The organism is Escherichia sp. HH41S (genome assembly GCF_009820115.1).
In the GTDB taxonomy this organism is placed as follows: domain Bacteria; phylum Pseudomonadota; class Gammaproteobacteria; order Enterobacterales; family Enterobacteriaceae; genus Escherichia; species Escherichia coli_F.
Window position 1 is genome coordinate 116,606 of record NZ_VNXE01000119.1, and the last position, 13,898, is coordinate 130,503.

A 13,898-nucleotide genomic window follows, 5' to 3' on the forward strand; every position below is an offset into this window, starting at 1 on the left:
AATGCGTGGATGGTAGCAGAATTTCGCTTTGCTTACCGCCTGTTGTTAAGTGATTTGATCGATGGTTGTTAATGATGTCAACGATGGCGCAAAAAATGCCCGCTTTTGGTGCGCGCTGCGTCAGAATGGCGCAGTAATTTCCAGTAAATTTCGTCAATGATCACAATTCCAGAATTATATTTTACTTCTGCATAACATTGCGTTTTTTATTCTTTTTATTCACCTACATCGCAAACGTATTCACTTTATATGCACTTTAAATGCATATGGTTTGGTTATAACTGCTTGATTTCCAGTTAGCCTCTGCCATTTATGCACTTTTATCACTGGCTGGCACGAACCCTGCAATCTACATTTACAGCGCAAACATTACTTATAATTAACATATAAATAACGAATTATTTACTGTAGAGGTCGCTATGTCTCAGCCAATTACGCGTGAAAACTTTGATGAATGGATGATACCTGTTTACGCTCCGGCACCATTTATTCCGGTACGTGGCGAAGGTTCGCGCTTGTGGGATCAGCAGGGGAAAGAGTATATCGACTTCGCGGGTGGCATTGCGGTGAACGCACTGGGCCATGCGCACCCGGAACTGCGCGAGGCGCTGAACGAACAGGCGAGTAAGTTCTGGCATACCGGTAATGGTTACACCAACGAGCCGGTACTGCGACTGGCGAAAAAATTGATCGACGCCACTTTTGCCGATCGCGTGTTCTTCTGTAACTCTGGTGCGGAAGCCAATGAAGCGGCGCTCAAACTGGCACGTAAATTCGCTTACGACCGCTTCGGCAGCCATAAGAGCGGCATCGTGGCGTTTAAAAATGCGTTCCACGGGCGCACGCTGTTTACCGTCAGCGCGGGCGGACAGCCAGCCTATTCACAGGATTTTGCGCCACTGCCGCCGGATATTCGTCATGCTGCATATAACGATATTAACTCTGCCAGTGCGCTGATTGACGACTCTACCTGTGCGGTGATTGTCGAACCCATTCAGGGAGAAGGTGGTGTGGTGCCAGCCAGCAACGCATTTTTACAGGGACTTCGCGAACTGTGTGACCGCCACAACGCATTGCTGATTTTTGATGAAGTACAAACGGGCGTCGGGCGTACCGGGGAACTGTATGCCTATATGCACTACGGCGTGACGCCCGATCTGTTAACTACCGCCAAAGCACTGGGCGGCGGTTTCCCCGTTGGCGCTCTGTTGGCAACCGAAGAATGCGCCAGCGTGATGACCGTGGGCACACATGGCACCACTTATGGCGGTAATCCGCTGGCCTCGGCGGTGGCAGGTAAAGTACTGGATCTCATCAACACGCCAGAGATGCTTAATGGCGTTAAACAGCGTCACGACTGGTTTGTTGAGCGTCTTAATACCATTAATCACCGCTATGGTTTGTTCAGTGAAGTTCGCGGCTTAGGTCTTTTAATTGGCTGTGTACTGAATGCTGATTACGCCGGGCAAGCGAAACAAATTTCTCAGGAAGCGGCGAAAGCAGGCGTGATGGTACTGATTGCGGGTGGCAACGTGGTGCGTTTTGCACCAGCGCTCAATGTCAGCGAAGAAGAGGTGACAACCGGGCTGGATCGTTTTGCTGCGGCCTGTGAACGCTTTGTGAGCGGAGGTTCATCATGATGGTCATCCGTCCCGTTGAACGCACTGATGTCTCAGCGTTAATGCAGCTTGCCAGCAAAACGGGCGGCGGCCTGACGTCGCTTCCCGCCAATGAAGCCACGCTTTCGGCGCGTATCGAAAGGGCAATCAAAACCTGGCAAGGCGAACTGCCCAAAAGTGAGCAGGGCTATGTGTTTGTACTGGAAGATAGTGAGACAGGCACTGTGGCAGGAATTTGCGCTATAGAGGTTGCGGTTGGTCTGAACGATCCCTGGTATAACTATCGCGTCGGCACGCTGGTTCACGCCTCAAAAGAGCTAAATGTCTATAACGCGTTACCGACGCTGTTTCTCAGTAATGATCACACCGGCAGCAGCGAGTTGTGCACGCTATTTCTCGACCCGGAGTGGCGCAAAGAGGGCAACGGCTATTTGCTGTCGAAATCGCGCTTTATGTTTATGGCGGCTTTTCGCGACAAGTTTAATGACAAAGTGGTCGCCGAAATGCGCGGGGTGATAGACGAACACGGCTATTCACCGTTCTGGCAAAGCCTCGGTAAACGCTTCTTTTCGATGGATTTTAGCCGCGCCGATTTTCTCTGCGGCACCGGGCAAAAGGCGTTTATTGCAGAACTGATGCCGAAACATCCGATCTATACCCACTTTTTATCCCAGGAAGCGCAGGACGTCATCGGTCAGGTACATCCGCAGACCGCGCCTGCCCGCGCGGTGCTGGAGAAAGAAGGTTTTCGCTACCGTAACTATATCGACATTTTTGACGGCGGGCCGACGCTTGAGTGTGACATCGACCGCGTGCGAGCCATTCGCAAAAGTCGGCTGGTGGAAGTGGCAGAAGGGCAGCCTGCGCAGGGCGAAATCCCGGCCTGCCTGGTCGCCAATGAAAATTATCACCATTTCCGCGTGGTGCTGGTGCGTACCGATCCAGCGACCGAGCGTTTGATTTTAACCGCCGCACAACTGGATGCCCTCAAATGCCACGCAGGGGATCGCGTTCGTCTGGTGCGCCTGTGCGCAGAGGAGAAAACAGCATGACTTTATGGATCAACGGTGACTGGGTGACCGGCCAGGGTGCATTGCGTGTGAAGCGTAATCCGGTATCGGGCGAGGTGTTATGGCAGGGCAATGATGCCGATGCCGCTCAGGTCGGGCAGGCTTGTCGGGCAGCCCGTGCGGCGTTTCCGCGCTGGGCGCGTCTTTCATTTGCTGATCGTCAGGCAGTTGTCGAACGCTTTGCCGCACTGCTGGAAAGCAATAAAGCCGAATTAACCGCGATTATTGCCAGAGAAACGGGTAAGCCGCGCTGGGAAGCGGCAACCGAAGTGACGGCGATGATCAATAAAATCGCGATATCAATTAAGGCGTATCACGTTCGTACCGGCGAGCAGCGTAGTGAAATGCCGGACGGCGCGGCGAGCCTGCGACATCGCCCGCACGGCGTGCTGGCGGTGTTTGGGCCGTATAATTTCCCTGGTCATTTGCCGAACGGACATATCGTTCCGGCATTGCTGGCAGGTAACACCATTATCTTTAAACCCAGCGAACTGACACCCTGGAGCGGCGAAGTGGTAATGCGCTTATGGCAGCAGGCTGGCTTGCCGCCGGGCGTGCTGAACCTGGTGCAGGGCGGGCGTGAAACAGGGCAGGCGCTGAGTGCGCTGGAGGATCTCGACGGCTTGCTGTTTACCGGCAGCGCCAATACCGGCTACCAGTTACATCGCCAGCTCTCTGGTCAGCCGGAAAAAATCCTTGCTCTTGAGATGGGCGGTAATAACCCGCTGATTATTGATGAGGTGACGGATATCGATGCCGCTGTCCATCTGACTATTCAGTCAGCATTTGTCACTGCCGGGCAACGGTGTACCTGCGCCCGCCGTTTATTGCTTAAAAGCGGGGCGCAGGGCGATGCATTTCTTGCCCGTCTGGTTGCCGTCAGCCAGCGATTAACGCCAGGGAACTGGGATGACGAACCGCAGCCGTTTCTTGGCGGGCTGATATCAGATCAGGCCGCGCAGCAGGTGGTTACCGCCTGGCAGGAACTGGAAGCGATGGGCGGACGAACCCTGCTTGCGCCACGTTTACTGCGCGCTGGAACATCGTTGCTGACGCCGGGGATCATTGAAATGACGGGCGTTGCTGGCGTACCAGATGAAGAGGTGTTCGGACCGTTATTGCGCGTCTGGCGGTATGATACTTTCGATGAAGCGATTCGAATGGCGAATAACACTCGCTTCGGACTCTCTTGCGGTCTGGTTTCCCCCGCGCGGGAAAAATTCGATCAACTTTTGCTGGAGGCGCGAGCAGGGATTGTTAACTGGAACAAACCGCTTACCGGTGCTGCCAGTACCGCACCATTCGGCGGTATTGGCGCTTCCGGTAACCATCGCCCCAGTGCCTGGTATGCCGCCGATTACTGCGCCTGGCCGATGGCAAGCCTGGAGTCAGACTCGTTAACGTTGCCCACGACGCTTAACCCCGGTCTGGATTTTTCCGATGAGGTGGTGCGATGAACGCCTGGGAAGTCAATTTCGACGGGCTGGTAGGGCTGACGCATCATTACGCGGGCCTGTCGTTTGGTAATGAAGCCTCTACCCGTCATCGTTTTCAGGTCTCTAACCCGCGACTGGCGGCGAAACAGGGCTTACTGAAAATGAAAGCCCTTGCCGATTTGGGATTTCCCCAGGCGGTTATCCCACCGCACGAGCGCCCGTTTATTCCGGTTTTACGTCAGTTGGGATTCAGTGGTAGCGATGAGCAGGTACTGGAAAAGGTTGCACGTCAGGCACCGCATTGGCTTTCCAGCGTCAGTTCCGCATCTCCAATGTGGGTAGCCAATGCGGCAACGGTCGCGCCATCCGCCGATACGCTGGATGGCAAAGTGCATCTCACCGTTGCCAACCTGAACAATAAATTTCACCGCTCGCTGGAAGCGTCTGTGACCGAATCGCTGTTAAAAGCGATTTTCAACGAGGAGAAAAAATTCGCTATCCATTCGGCGTTGCCACAGGTGGCCTTGCTCGGTGACGAGGGGGCGGCAAACCACAATCGTCTGGGCGGCCATTATGGTGAACCGGGTATTCAGCTTTTTGTCTACGGGCGAGAAGAGGGCAATGTTTCCCGACCTTCCCATTATCCGGCGCGGCAGACACGCGAAGCCAGCGAGGCGGTGGCAAGGTTGAATCAGGTGAATCCCCAACAGGTGTTTTTCGCCCAGCAAAACCCGGACGTTATCGACCAGGGCGTTTTTCATAATGACGTGATTGCCGTGAGCAACCGCCAGGTGCTGTTTTGCCATCAACAGGCGTTCGCTCGCCAGTCACAGTTACTGGCAAACCTGCGTTCGCGGGTCAATGGTTTTATGGCGATAGAAGTTCCGGCGGCACAGGTTTCCGTGTCGGATGCGGTGTCTACGTATCTGTTTAACAGCCAGTTACTGAGTCGCGATGATGGTTCCATGATGTTGGTGCTGCCTCAGGAGTGTCAGGAACACGCAGGAGTATGGCGTTATCTCAATGAACTCCTTGCCGCTGACAACCCGATTAGCGAACTAAAAGTTTTTGATTTACGTGAAAGTATGGCAAACGGCGGCGGCCCGGCGTGCCTGCGGTTGCGCGTGGTGTTGACAGAAGAAGAACGCCGGGCGGTGAATCCGGCGGTGATGATGAACGATACGCTGTTTAATGCGCTCAATGACTGGGTGGAGCGTTACTACCGCGATCGTCTTACTGCGGCGGATCTGGCTGATCCGCTGCTGCTGCGCGAAGGGCGGGAAGCACTGGATGTATTGAGCCAATTACTGAATCTCGGTTCGGTTTATCCGTTCCAGCGCGAGGGAGGGGGCAATGGATAATTTTCTTGCTCTGACCTTAACGGGTAAAAAACCGGTTATCACCGAGCGAGAAATCAACGGCGTTCGCTGGCGCTGGCTGGGCGATGGCGTGCTGGAACTGACGCCATTAACGCCACCGCAAGGTGCGCTGGTGATTTCAGCGGGAATACATGGTAATGAGACGGCACCTGTGGAGATGCTGGACGCGTTGCTTGGCGCGATATCTCATGGCGAGATCCCGTTACGTTGGCGGCTGCTGGTGATCCTCGGGAATCCTCCTGCGCTGAAGCAAGGGAAACGTTATTGCCATAGCGATATGAACCGAATGTTTGGCGGACGTTGGCAGCTATTTGCTGAAAGCGGGGAAACCTGTCGCGCGCGCGAACTGGAACAGTGCCTGGAAGATTTTTATGACCAGGGCAAGGAATCTATTCGCTGGCACCTTGATCTACATACCGCAATTCGTGGCTCCTTGCATCCGCAGTTCGGTGTATTACCGCAACGCGACATTCCCTGGGACGAGAAATTTCTGACGTGGCTGGGGGCGGCGGGGCTGGAGGCACTGGTGTTTCATCAGGCGCCTGGTGGTACGTTTACCCATTTCAGCGCCAGACATTTTGGCGCGCTGGCCTGTACGCTGGAACTCGGCAAAGCGTTGCCCTTTGGACAAAACGATCTTCGCCAGTTTGCAGTCACTGCCAGCGCAATTGCTGCGCTGCTATCTGGTGAGAGTGTCGGTATCGTGAGAACGCCGTCGCTCCGTTATCGGGTGGTTTCGCAAATTACTCGCCACTCGCCGTCCTTCGAAATGCATATGGCAAGTGACACGCTGAATTTTATGCCGTTTAAGAAAGGAACGTTGCTGGCGCAGGACGGTGAGGAACGTTTTACCGTAACCCATGATGTAGAGTATGTGTTATTCCCTAATCCGTTGGTAGCGTTGGGATTACGCGCGGGATTAATGCTCGAAAAAATAAGCTAATACTTACCCGCAGAAATCATTCTGCGGGTATTAAGTTACTTTCTTATAAATTAATACAGATTAATCCTGGTTATTTGCTTTATTTATCACCAGTCATCCGGTATAGTTCTTCATAATCTCTGCAAAATCATCGTGTTGTAATATTCTCTCATTACTCTCCATCAAATTTTCTTTTTTTCTCCATAATTGGCGCAAAAGTGTTTTTTACACTTTCATTGTTTTACCGTTGCTCTGATTAATTGACGCTAAAGTCAGTAAAGTTAATCTCGTCAACACGGCACGCTACTTAAGAAAGCCGTAATAAATAACTGAAAGGAAGGATATAGAATATGCGTAAATTAACTGCACTGTTTGTTGCCTCTACCCTGGCTCTTGGCGCGGCTAACCTGGCCCATGCCGCAGACACCACTACCTCAGCACCGGCTGACGCGAAGCCGATGATGCACCACAAAGGCAAGTTCGGTCCGCATCAAGACATGATGTTCAAAGACCTGAACCTGACCGACGCGCAGAAACAGCAGATTCGCGAAATCATGAAAGGCCAGCGTGACCAGATGAAACGTCCGCCGCTGGAAGAACGTCGCGCAATGCATGACATCATTGCCAGCGATACCTTCGATAAAGCAAAAGCTGAAGCGCAGATCGCAAAAATGGAAGAACAGCGCAAAGCTAACATGCTGGCGCACATGGAAACCCAGAACAAGATTTACAACATCCTGACGCCGGAACAGAAAAAGCAATTTAATGCTAATTTTGAGAAGCGTCTGACAGAACGTCCAGCGGCAAAAGGTAAAATGCCTGCAACTGCTGAATAATCTTTCAGCCAAAAAACTTAAGACCGCCGGTCTTGTCCACTACCTTGCAGTAATGCGGTGGACAGGATCGGCGGTTTTCTTTTTTGTTCTCAAACAGATGCAAAAAAAGCCTGATCGCCACTAACGTAAATCACCCGAGTTGCCGATAACCATCCACGGTTACCTGAACGATAACAATGAAAAGAACGGGCCGGGAGCGAGTATGGAATACTTTGATATGCGTAAAATGTCGGTGAATTTGTGGCGAAACGCTGCCGGTGAAACGCGCGAAATTTGCACTTTCCCACCGGCAAAACGTGATTTTTACTGGCGTGCCAGCATTGCATCCATCGCGGCGAATGGGGAGTTTTCTTTGTTTCCAGGTATGGAAAGGATAGTGACGTTGCTGGAAGGCGGCGAGATGTTCCTTGAAAGCGCAGACCGCTTTAACCATACCTTAAAACCGTTACAGCCTTTTGCCTTTGCGGCGGACCAGGTGGTTAAAGCGAAACTGACGGCAGGGCAGATGTCGATGGATTTCAACATCATGACACGCCTGGATGTCTGTAAGGCGAAAGTCAGAATTGCCGAACGTACGTTTACTACCTTTGGCTCACGCGGCGGGGTGGTGTTTGTGATTAACGGGGCGTGGCAACTGGGCGATAAACTGCTCACTACCGACCAGGGCGCGTGCTGGTTCGATGGCAGGCACACCCTGCGGCTTTTACAACCGCAAGGTAAACTGTTATTCAGTGAAATCAACTGGCTTGCGGGTCATTCACCGGATCAAGTTCGGTAATTTCATAGTTACCAGAAAGCAAAGGTTTACAGAGAATTTTATAACCGTCGTGATCAAACCCCGCGGGTGTCCGAATTAACGTTGTCGCTTCTTCCAGCGAATTAACCGCCCCCAGCCACAGCCAGTTTTGAACAATATGATATTGAGTCATTTCCGGGTGCTGTTCTTTCAGTGCCACCGCACCTTGCCAAGGCCAACACACCACCCGCAAACGCGCCAGAGCCTGGCGCAAGCGTAGCGCATGTTCCTCAGGGCTCTCTTTACCGCAACACGCCCCGGCGCAACGTTTTAATGCAGAACGAAAACATGCACGACCGCGGCTTAACGGTTCCAGTCCCAACAGGCCATAACAAAGTTTTTGTTCATCAGCGATGGTCTGCAATGCTTGTAAAGCTGCGCGCCTATTGGCAAACAGGCCAAACAGGTTGGGGGCTCGTGAAAAATCCACCTCTTTGGCATACACCACATCAACACGCTTTTCATTCAGCTGCAGGGCGCAGAGCTGGCGATTGCGGCGCAAGCGTTTATTAAATAGCGGCTGCTGCTCTTTGATTAATCGCGCTTCAAGGAGTAGAGCGCCGATTTCACCGGCGGTACATATCCAGCTGATGCGTCGGGATTGCCGCAGCATGGCGGCTTCATCCGGGGTGCGTAAATGAGAAAGGACGCGACTGCGGATATTGACGCTTTTGCCAATATAGAGCGGCATGGTGTCACTTTCGCCATGAAACAAATACACGCCAGGGCGAGTGGGTAATTCGCTGAGAAAAGAACGTAAATGTTCGGGATATTCATAAATTGCCGCAGCTTCAAATTCGAGCCGCGGAGAAGTTAAACGCCGTACCACTGTTGACTCCGAGTGCTGGTTATCTATCCAGTGTAACAGGCGGGGAGCGATTAAAAAAGAGGCGGGTCGATGACAAAGGTTACACCATGAGACGTGCTACGCCTGTCAGGCCTATTCGACTCCTGCAATGTATTGAATTTGAATAGTTTTGTAGGTCGAATAAGGCGTTCACGCCGCATCCGGCGTGAACAAAGTACTCTTTTTCGCACAAACCAAATGTGCAAATTATTACTTTTTCCAGAAATCATCGAAAACGGTAATTGGCGGACGGCGTTTATGTTCAGTTTTCAGATACCAGTTCTCTATTGTTCTGGCGACCTGTTCAGGTACGTTTTTCCCTTCCAGATAGTCGTCGATATTGTCATAGGTCACGCCGAGTGCCACTTCATCTGGCAGAGAAGGGCGATCATCTTCCAGATCGGCCGTTGGGGCTTTCTTATAAAGATGTTCCGGACAACCTAATGCCGCCAGTAACTGTTTACCCTGACGTTTGTTGAGGCGATACAGCGGATTAATGTCCGTACCGCCGTCACCATATTTAGTGAAGAATCCGGTAATGGCTTCTGCTGCATGATCGGTGCCCACCACGACACCGCTGGTCATACCCGCAATGCTATATTGTGCTTTCATCCGCTCACGCGCTTTTTCATTGCCACGGACAAAATCACTTAATTCAATACCCGCTTCGCGCAGCGCCTGTTCGCTGGCCAATACCGCGCCCTTGATATTAACGGTTAATACGCGATCCGGTTGAATAAAGGCAATGGCATCCTGACAATCTTGTTCGTCGGCCTGAACACCATAGGGCAGGCGTACGGCAATAAATTGCAGCGATTCGTTGCCGGTTTCCTGGCGCAGCTCATTAATTGCCATCTGGCACAGCTTACCGGCAAGCGTGGAGTCCTGACCGCCGCTGATCCCGAGCACCAGTGATTTAATGAACGGATAAGTTTGCAGGTAGCTTTTCAGAAAATCGACACTACGACGAATTTCCTCTTCAGCATTAATCTGCGGTTTTGCGCCCAGCGCCTTTATTATTTGTTGTTGCAATGTCATTGAACCCCTCCAGACAGAAAAGACAAAACTTCCTTAAAGCTAACCCGTTGCTACTGAAACGACAAGCGACAGCGGGCTGAATGGTGGTTAAAACGTCATACAGGAATCCTCTGAAAGCGGAGCCGTTTCGTTCACGGGCTTGAAAAAGCGCCCAATGTATTCCAGGCTTATCTAACACGCTGATAAACAAGAGGACGGAATATGAACAAGAATATGGCAGGAATTCTGAGTGCAGCGGCGGTATTAACCATGCTGGCGGGTTGTACGGCTTATGATCGTACCAAAGACCAGTTTGTACAGCCTGTGGTGAAAGACGTCAAAAAAGGCATGAGCCGGGCGCAGGTTGCACAAATTGCGGGTAAACCTTCGTCTGAAGTGAGCATGATTCATGCTCGTGGTACTTGCCAGACGTACATCCTGGGTCAACGTGATGGTAAAGCAGAAACCTACTTTGTCGCGTTAGATGATACCGGACATGTCATCAACTCCGGTTATCAGACCTGTGCTGAATACGACACTGATCCACAGGCTGCGAATTAATCACTTCGCCTGAAAGCTTGAGTAACAACGGAAACCGGCCATTGCGCCGGTTTTTTTTGGCCTGTGTTCTTAATTATCTTCGCGAATTATTTGCCCGAAATGTGAAGAGGGTCATAACCACAGGTCAAGGAGAGACAATTTATAAGGTCAAAGAAATACTATTGCTCAGGTCTATACCGTATACTCCTTTCAGCCACAAAAAAAGTCATGTTGGTTTCGCAAGTTACCCAGAGCATGGAAGCAGGTTAAGGCTTGCGGAGTGTCTGGCTGACAGATAATCGTCGATGAGGGCTGTTTTATGGAAAAGAAACACATTTATCTGTTTTGTTCTGCGGGCATGTCTACCTCTTTACTGGTATCAAAAATGCGCGCACAGGCAGAAAAATATGAAGTTCCGGTCATTATTGAAGCATTTCCGGAAACACTGGCTGGTGAAAAAGGTCAGAATGCCGATGTCGTGTTATTAGGGCCGCAGATTGCTTATATGTTGCCCGAAATCCAGCGTTTGTTACCCAACAAACCGGTTGAAGTAATTGACTCGCTGCTTTATGGCAAAGTCGATGGTTTAGGCGTGCTTAAGGCTGCGGTTGCAGCGATTAAAAAAGCCGCAGCAAATTAATTTATTTTAAATTTTCCCGTCAAAGAGTTATTTCATAAATCAATACCGCAATATTTAAATTGCGGTTTTTAAGGGTATTTTTCTATGAGTAATGTTATTGCATCGCTTGAAAAGGTACTCCTCCCTTTTGCAGTTAAAATAGGAAAGCAGCCACACGTTAATGCAATCAAAAATGGCTTTATTCGCTTAATGCCGTTAACCCTTGCGGGGGCCATGTTTGTATTAATTAACAACGTTTTTCTAAGCTTTGGGGAGGGGTCGTTTTTTTATTCCTTAGGTATTCGCCTGGATGCCTCAACCATTGAAACACTTAATGGTCTGAAAGGTATTGGCGGCAACGTATATAACGGAACATTAGGGATAATGTCTTTAATGGCACCGTTCTTTATTGGCATGGCGCTGGCAGAAGAGCGTAAAGTCGATGCGCTGGCGGCTGGGTTGTTATCCGTTGCAGCATTTATGACCGTCACCCCATATAGTGTCGGTGAGGCCTATGCGGTTGGCGCAAACTGGTTAGGTGGGGCGAATATCATCTCCGGGATTATTATTGGCCTGGTGGTGGCAGAAATGTTTACCTTTATTGTCCGCCGCAATTGGGTCATTAAATTGCCCGACAGCGTACCTGCTTCAGTATCGCGTTCCTTCTCGGCATTAATTCCCGGCTTTATTATTCTTTCCGTGATGGGGATTATTGCCTGGGCGTTGAATACCTGGGGCACCAACTTCCATCAGATCATTATGGATACCATCTCAACCCCACTGGCATCGTTGGGTAGCGTGGTGGGCTGGGCCTATGTGATCTTTGTTCCACTACTCTGGTTCTTCGGTATTCATGGTGCGCTGGCGCTGACCGCACTGGACAACGGCATTATGACGCCTTGGGCGCTGGAAAATATCGCGACCTATCAGCAATATGGTTCCGTCGAAGCGGCGCTGGCAGCCGGTAAGACCTTCCATATCTGGGCCAAGCCGATGCTGGACTCCTTTATTTTCCTCGGTGGCAGTGGTGCGACTTTGGGTCTGATCCTGGCTATCTTTATCGCTTCTCGCCGTGCTGATTATCGTCAGGTGGCAAAACTGGCGCTGCCGTCCGGCATCTTCCAGATTAACGAACCGATTCTGTTTGGTTTGCCAATTATCATGAACCCGGTGATGTTTATCCCGTTTGTACTGGTACAACCGATTCTGGCGGCAATCACTCTGGCAGCGTACTACATGGGCATTATTCCTCCGGTGACCAATATTGCACCGTGGACCATGCCAACCGGTTTGGGAGCCTTCTTTAACACCAACGGTAGCGTCGCTGCATTGCTGGTCGCACTCTTCAACCTTGGTATCGCAACGTTAATTTATCTGCCCTTTGTTGTGGTGGCTAACAAAGCACAAAACGCGATTGATAAAGAAGAGAGTGAAGAAGATATTGCTAATGCCCTGAAATTTTAATCGATACCGGTACGGGTAACGCTGTACCGGGAATAAATGAGGAACGATATATGATGGATCTTGACAATATTCCTGATACGCAAACAGAAGCTGAAGAGCTGGAAGAAGTGGTGATGGGGCTTATCATCAACTCCGGACAAGCGCGCAGCCTGGCGTATGCCGCACTGAAACAGGCGAAGCAGGGCGATTTTGCCGCAGCAAAAGCGATGATGGATCAGTCACGGATGGCATTGAATGAAGCGCATCTGGTACAGACGAAACTGATTGAAGGCGATGCGGGCGAAGGTAAGATGAAAGTGAGTCTGGTGCTGGTCCACGCTCAGGATCATTTAATGACGTCCATGCTTGCGCGTGAACTGATTACTGAATTAATTGAGCTTCATGAAAAACTGAAGGCATAAGGAGTCGATGATGCAGCCAGTGATTAACGCGCCGGAAATTGCCACTGCCCGAGAACAGCAGTTGTTTAATGGCAAAAACTTCCATGTGTTTATCTACAACAAAACTGAGAGTATCAGCGGACTGCATCAGCACGACTATTATGAATTTACTCTGGTATTAACCGGGCGTTATTTCCAGGAGATTAACGGTAAGCGCGTGTTACTGGAACGGGGCGATTTTGTTTTTATTCCGTTAGGTTCGCACCATCAAAGTTTTTATGAGTTTGGTGCCACGCGCATATTGAACGTTGGGATCAGTAAACGCTTTTTTGAGCAGCATTACCTGCCGTTGTTGCCTTATTGCTTTGTCGCTTCGCAGGTATACCGGACCAATAACGCTTTTCTCACCTATGTGGAAACCGTGATTTCTTCATTGAATTTCCGCGAAACAGGGCTGGAAGAGTTTGTTGAGATGGTTACTTTTTATGTCATTAACCGTTTGCGTCATTACCGCGAAGAACAGGTGATTGATGATGTACCGCAGTGGCTGAAAAGTACGGTAGAAAAGATGCATGATAAAGAGCAGTTTAGTGAATCGGCACTGGAGAATATGGTGACGTTGTCAGCCAAATCACAGGAATATTTGACGCGAGCGACTCAACGATATTATGGCAAAACACCAATGCAGATTATTAATGAGATCCGTATTAATTTTGCCAAAAAACAACTGGAAATGACCAACTATTCTGTGACGGATATTGCGTTTGAGGCCGGTTATAGTAGCCCGAGCTTGTTTATTAAAACGTTTAAGAAATTAACGTCCTTTACGCCTAAGAGCTATCGTAAGAAATTGACTGAATTTAATCAGTAAGTCGTTATACCTGACAATTCACATATCTGTCCTGTTGCTGGATTATTTATGTCCGGGGGGGCAGATATGCCAGATATCAGTACTCTGTACTGAAGGGAGAGT

The 13,898-nt window shown here is 50.4% G+C and carries 14 protein-coding genes; 12 read left to right on the plus strand and 2 right to left on the minus strand.

Going from position 1 to position 13,898, the window contains the following annotated elements; genetic code table 11:
* The first annotated feature begins 419 nt into the window (after nt 1-419).
* From astC to ves, 7 genes are all read left to right on the plus strand, one after another.
* Complete coding sequence (gene astC / locus FQZ95_RS22540; protein WP_160530702.1) at nt 420-1,640, plus strand: succinylornithine/acetylornithine transaminase; 1,221 nt, start codon at nt 420-422, stop codon at nt 1,638-1,640.
* Nucleotides 1,637-2,671: an arginine N-succinyltransferase gene (gene astA / locus FQZ95_RS22545; protein ID WP_160530704.1), complete on the plus strand. Its 1,035-nt coding sequence runs from the start codon at nt 1,637-1,639 to the stop codon at nt 2,669-2,671. Before astC ends, astA begins: the two co-directional genes overlap by 4 nt.
* Nucleotides 2,668-4,146, plus strand: a complete 1,479-nt coding sequence (gene astD, locus FQZ95_RS22550) for a succinylglutamate-semialdehyde dehydrogenase (RefSeq protein ID WP_160530706.1) — start codon at nt 2,668-2,670, stop codon at nt 4,144-4,146. Before astA ends, astD begins: the two co-directional genes overlap by 4 nt.
* Entirely contained in the window at nt 4,143-5,486 is a 1,344-nt protein-coding gene (astB, locus tag FQZ95_RS22555; protein WP_032184367.1) for an N-succinylarginine dihydrolase, read from the plus strand. The genes astD and astB overlap by 4 nt, the downstream gene beginning before the upstream one ends.
* Nucleotides 5,479-6,447 carry a succinylglutamate desuccinylase gene (gene astE, locus FQZ95_RS22560; RefSeq protein ID WP_032184366.1) on the plus strand — a complete coding sequence of 323 codons (969 nt, stop codon included), beginning with the start codon at nt 5,479-5,481 and terminating at the stop codon, nt 6,445-6,447. Before astB ends, astE begins: the two co-directional genes overlap by 8 nt.
* A gap of 329 nt (nt 6,448-6,776) precedes the next feature.
* The gene (spy, locus tag FQZ95_RS22565) at nt 6,777-7,262 is read left to right on the plus strand and encodes an ATP-independent periplasmic protein-refolding chaperone Spy (RefSeq protein ID WP_001228990.1); all 486 of its coding nucleotides are present in this window, start codon (nt 6,777-6,779) and stop codon (nt 7,260-7,262) included.
* 202 nt (nt 7,263-7,464) lie between these two features.
* On the plus strand, nt 7,465-8,040 hold the full coding sequence (ves, locus tag FQZ95_RS22570) for an environmental stress-induced protein Ves (protein ID WP_032184364.1): 576 nt from the start codon (nt 7,465-7,467) through the stop codon (nt 8,038-8,040).
* On the opposite strand, the gene cho is transcribed toward ves, so the two are convergent.
* A complete protein-coding gene (gene cho / locus FQZ95_RS22575) occupies nt 8,000-8,887 on the minus strand; it encodes an excinuclease Cho (protein ID WP_032184363.1) in 888 nt (295 codons plus the stop codon). The genes ves and cho overlap by 41 nt on opposite strands.
* Before the next feature lie 228 nt (nt 8,888-9,115).
* Nucleotides 9,116-9,943, minus strand: a complete 828-nt coding sequence (nadE, locus tag FQZ95_RS22580; RefSeq protein WP_000175037.1) for an ammonia-dependent NAD(+) synthetase — start codon at nt 9,941-9,943, stop codon at nt 9,116-9,118.
* Between the two features lie 201 nt (nt 9,944-10,144).
* On the opposite strand from nadE, the gene osmE reads away from it, so the two are divergent.
* From osmE to chbR, 5 genes are all read left to right on the plus strand, one after another.
* Nucleotides 10,145-10,483, plus strand: a complete 339-nt coding sequence (gene osmE, locus FQZ95_RS22585) for an osmotically-inducible lipoprotein OsmE (RefSeq protein ID WP_105271095.1) — start codon at nt 10,145-10,147, stop codon at nt 10,481-10,483.
* A 298-nt stretch (nt 10,484-10,781) separates the two neighbouring features.
* Nucleotides 10,782-11,102 carry a PTS N,N'-diacetylchitobiose transporter subunit IIB gene (chbB, locus tag FQZ95_RS22590; RefSeq protein ID WP_000412169.1) on the plus strand — a complete coding sequence of 107 codons (321 nt, stop codon included), beginning with the start codon at nt 10,782-10,784 and terminating at the stop codon, nt 11,100-11,102.
* Nucleotides 11,103-11,186: 84 nt separating this feature from the next.
* Nucleotides 11,187-12,545 carry a PTS N,N'-diacetylchitobiose transporter subunit IIC gene (chbC, locus tag FQZ95_RS22595; RefSeq protein WP_000073041.1) on the plus strand — a complete coding sequence of 453 codons (1,359 nt, stop codon included), beginning with the start codon at nt 11,187-11,189 and terminating at the stop codon, nt 12,543-12,545.
* Between the two features lie 50 nt (nt 12,546-12,595).
* On the plus strand, nt 12,596-12,946 hold the full coding sequence (gene chbA / locus FQZ95_RS22600) for a PTS N,N'-diacetylchitobiose transporter subunit IIA (protein ID WP_000968919.1): 351 nt from the start codon (nt 12,596-12,598) through the stop codon (nt 12,944-12,946).
* 7 nt (nt 12,947-12,953) lie between these two features.
* Complete coding sequence (gene chbR / locus FQZ95_RS22605) at nt 12,954-13,796, plus strand: transcriptional regulator ChbR (protein ID WP_000983653.1); 843 nt, start codon at nt 12,954-12,956, stop codon at nt 13,794-13,796.
* The last annotated feature ends 102 nt before the right edge of the window (nt 13,797-13,898 follow it).

Coding starts and splice junctions, on each gene's coding strand:
- ves (WP_032184364.1), top strand. CDS start 7,465: ATGGAATACTTTGATATGCGTAAAATGTCGGTGAATTTGTGGCGAAAC.
- chbR (WP_000983653.1), top strand. CDS start 12,954: ATGATGCAGCCAGTGATTAACGCGCCGGAAATTGCCACTGCCCGAGAA.
- chbA (WP_000968919.1), top strand. CDS start 12,596: ATGATGGATCTTGACAATATTCCTGATACGCAAACAGAAGCTGAAGAG.
- osmE (WP_105271095.1), top strand. CDS start 10,145: ATGAACAAGAATATGGCAGGAATTCTGAGTGCAGCGGCGGTATTAACC.
- chbC (WP_000073041.1), top strand. CDS start 11,187: ATGAGTAATGTTATTGCATCGCTTGAAAAGGTACTCCTCCCTTTTGCA.
- astD (WP_160530706.1), top strand. CDS start 2,668: ATGACTTTATGGATCAACGGTGACTGGGTGACCGGCCAGGGTGCATTG.
- astA (WP_160530704.1), top strand. CDS start 1,637: ATGATGGTCATCCGTCCCGTTGAACGCACTGATGTCTCAGCGTTAATG.
- astE (WP_032184366.1), top strand. CDS start 5,479: ATGGATAATTTTCTTGCTCTGACCTTAACGGGTAAAAAACCGGTTATC.
- chbB (WP_000412169.1), top strand. CDS start 10,782: ATGGAAAAGAAACACATTTATCTGTTTTGTTCTGCGGGCATGTCTACC.
- spy (WP_001228990.1), top strand. CDS start 6,777: ATGCGTAAATTAACTGCACTGTTTGTTGCCTCTACCCTGGCTCTTGGC.
- astB (WP_032184367.1), top strand. CDS start 4,143: ATGAACGCCTGGGAAGTCAATTTCGACGGGCTGGTAGGGCTGACGCAT.
- astC (WP_160530702.1), top strand. CDS start 420: ATGTCTCAGCCAATTACGCGTGAAAACTTTGATGAATGGATGATACCT.
- nadE (WP_000175037.1), bottom strand. CDS start 9,943: ATGACATTGCAACAACAAATAATAAAGGCGCTGGGCGCAAAACCGCAG.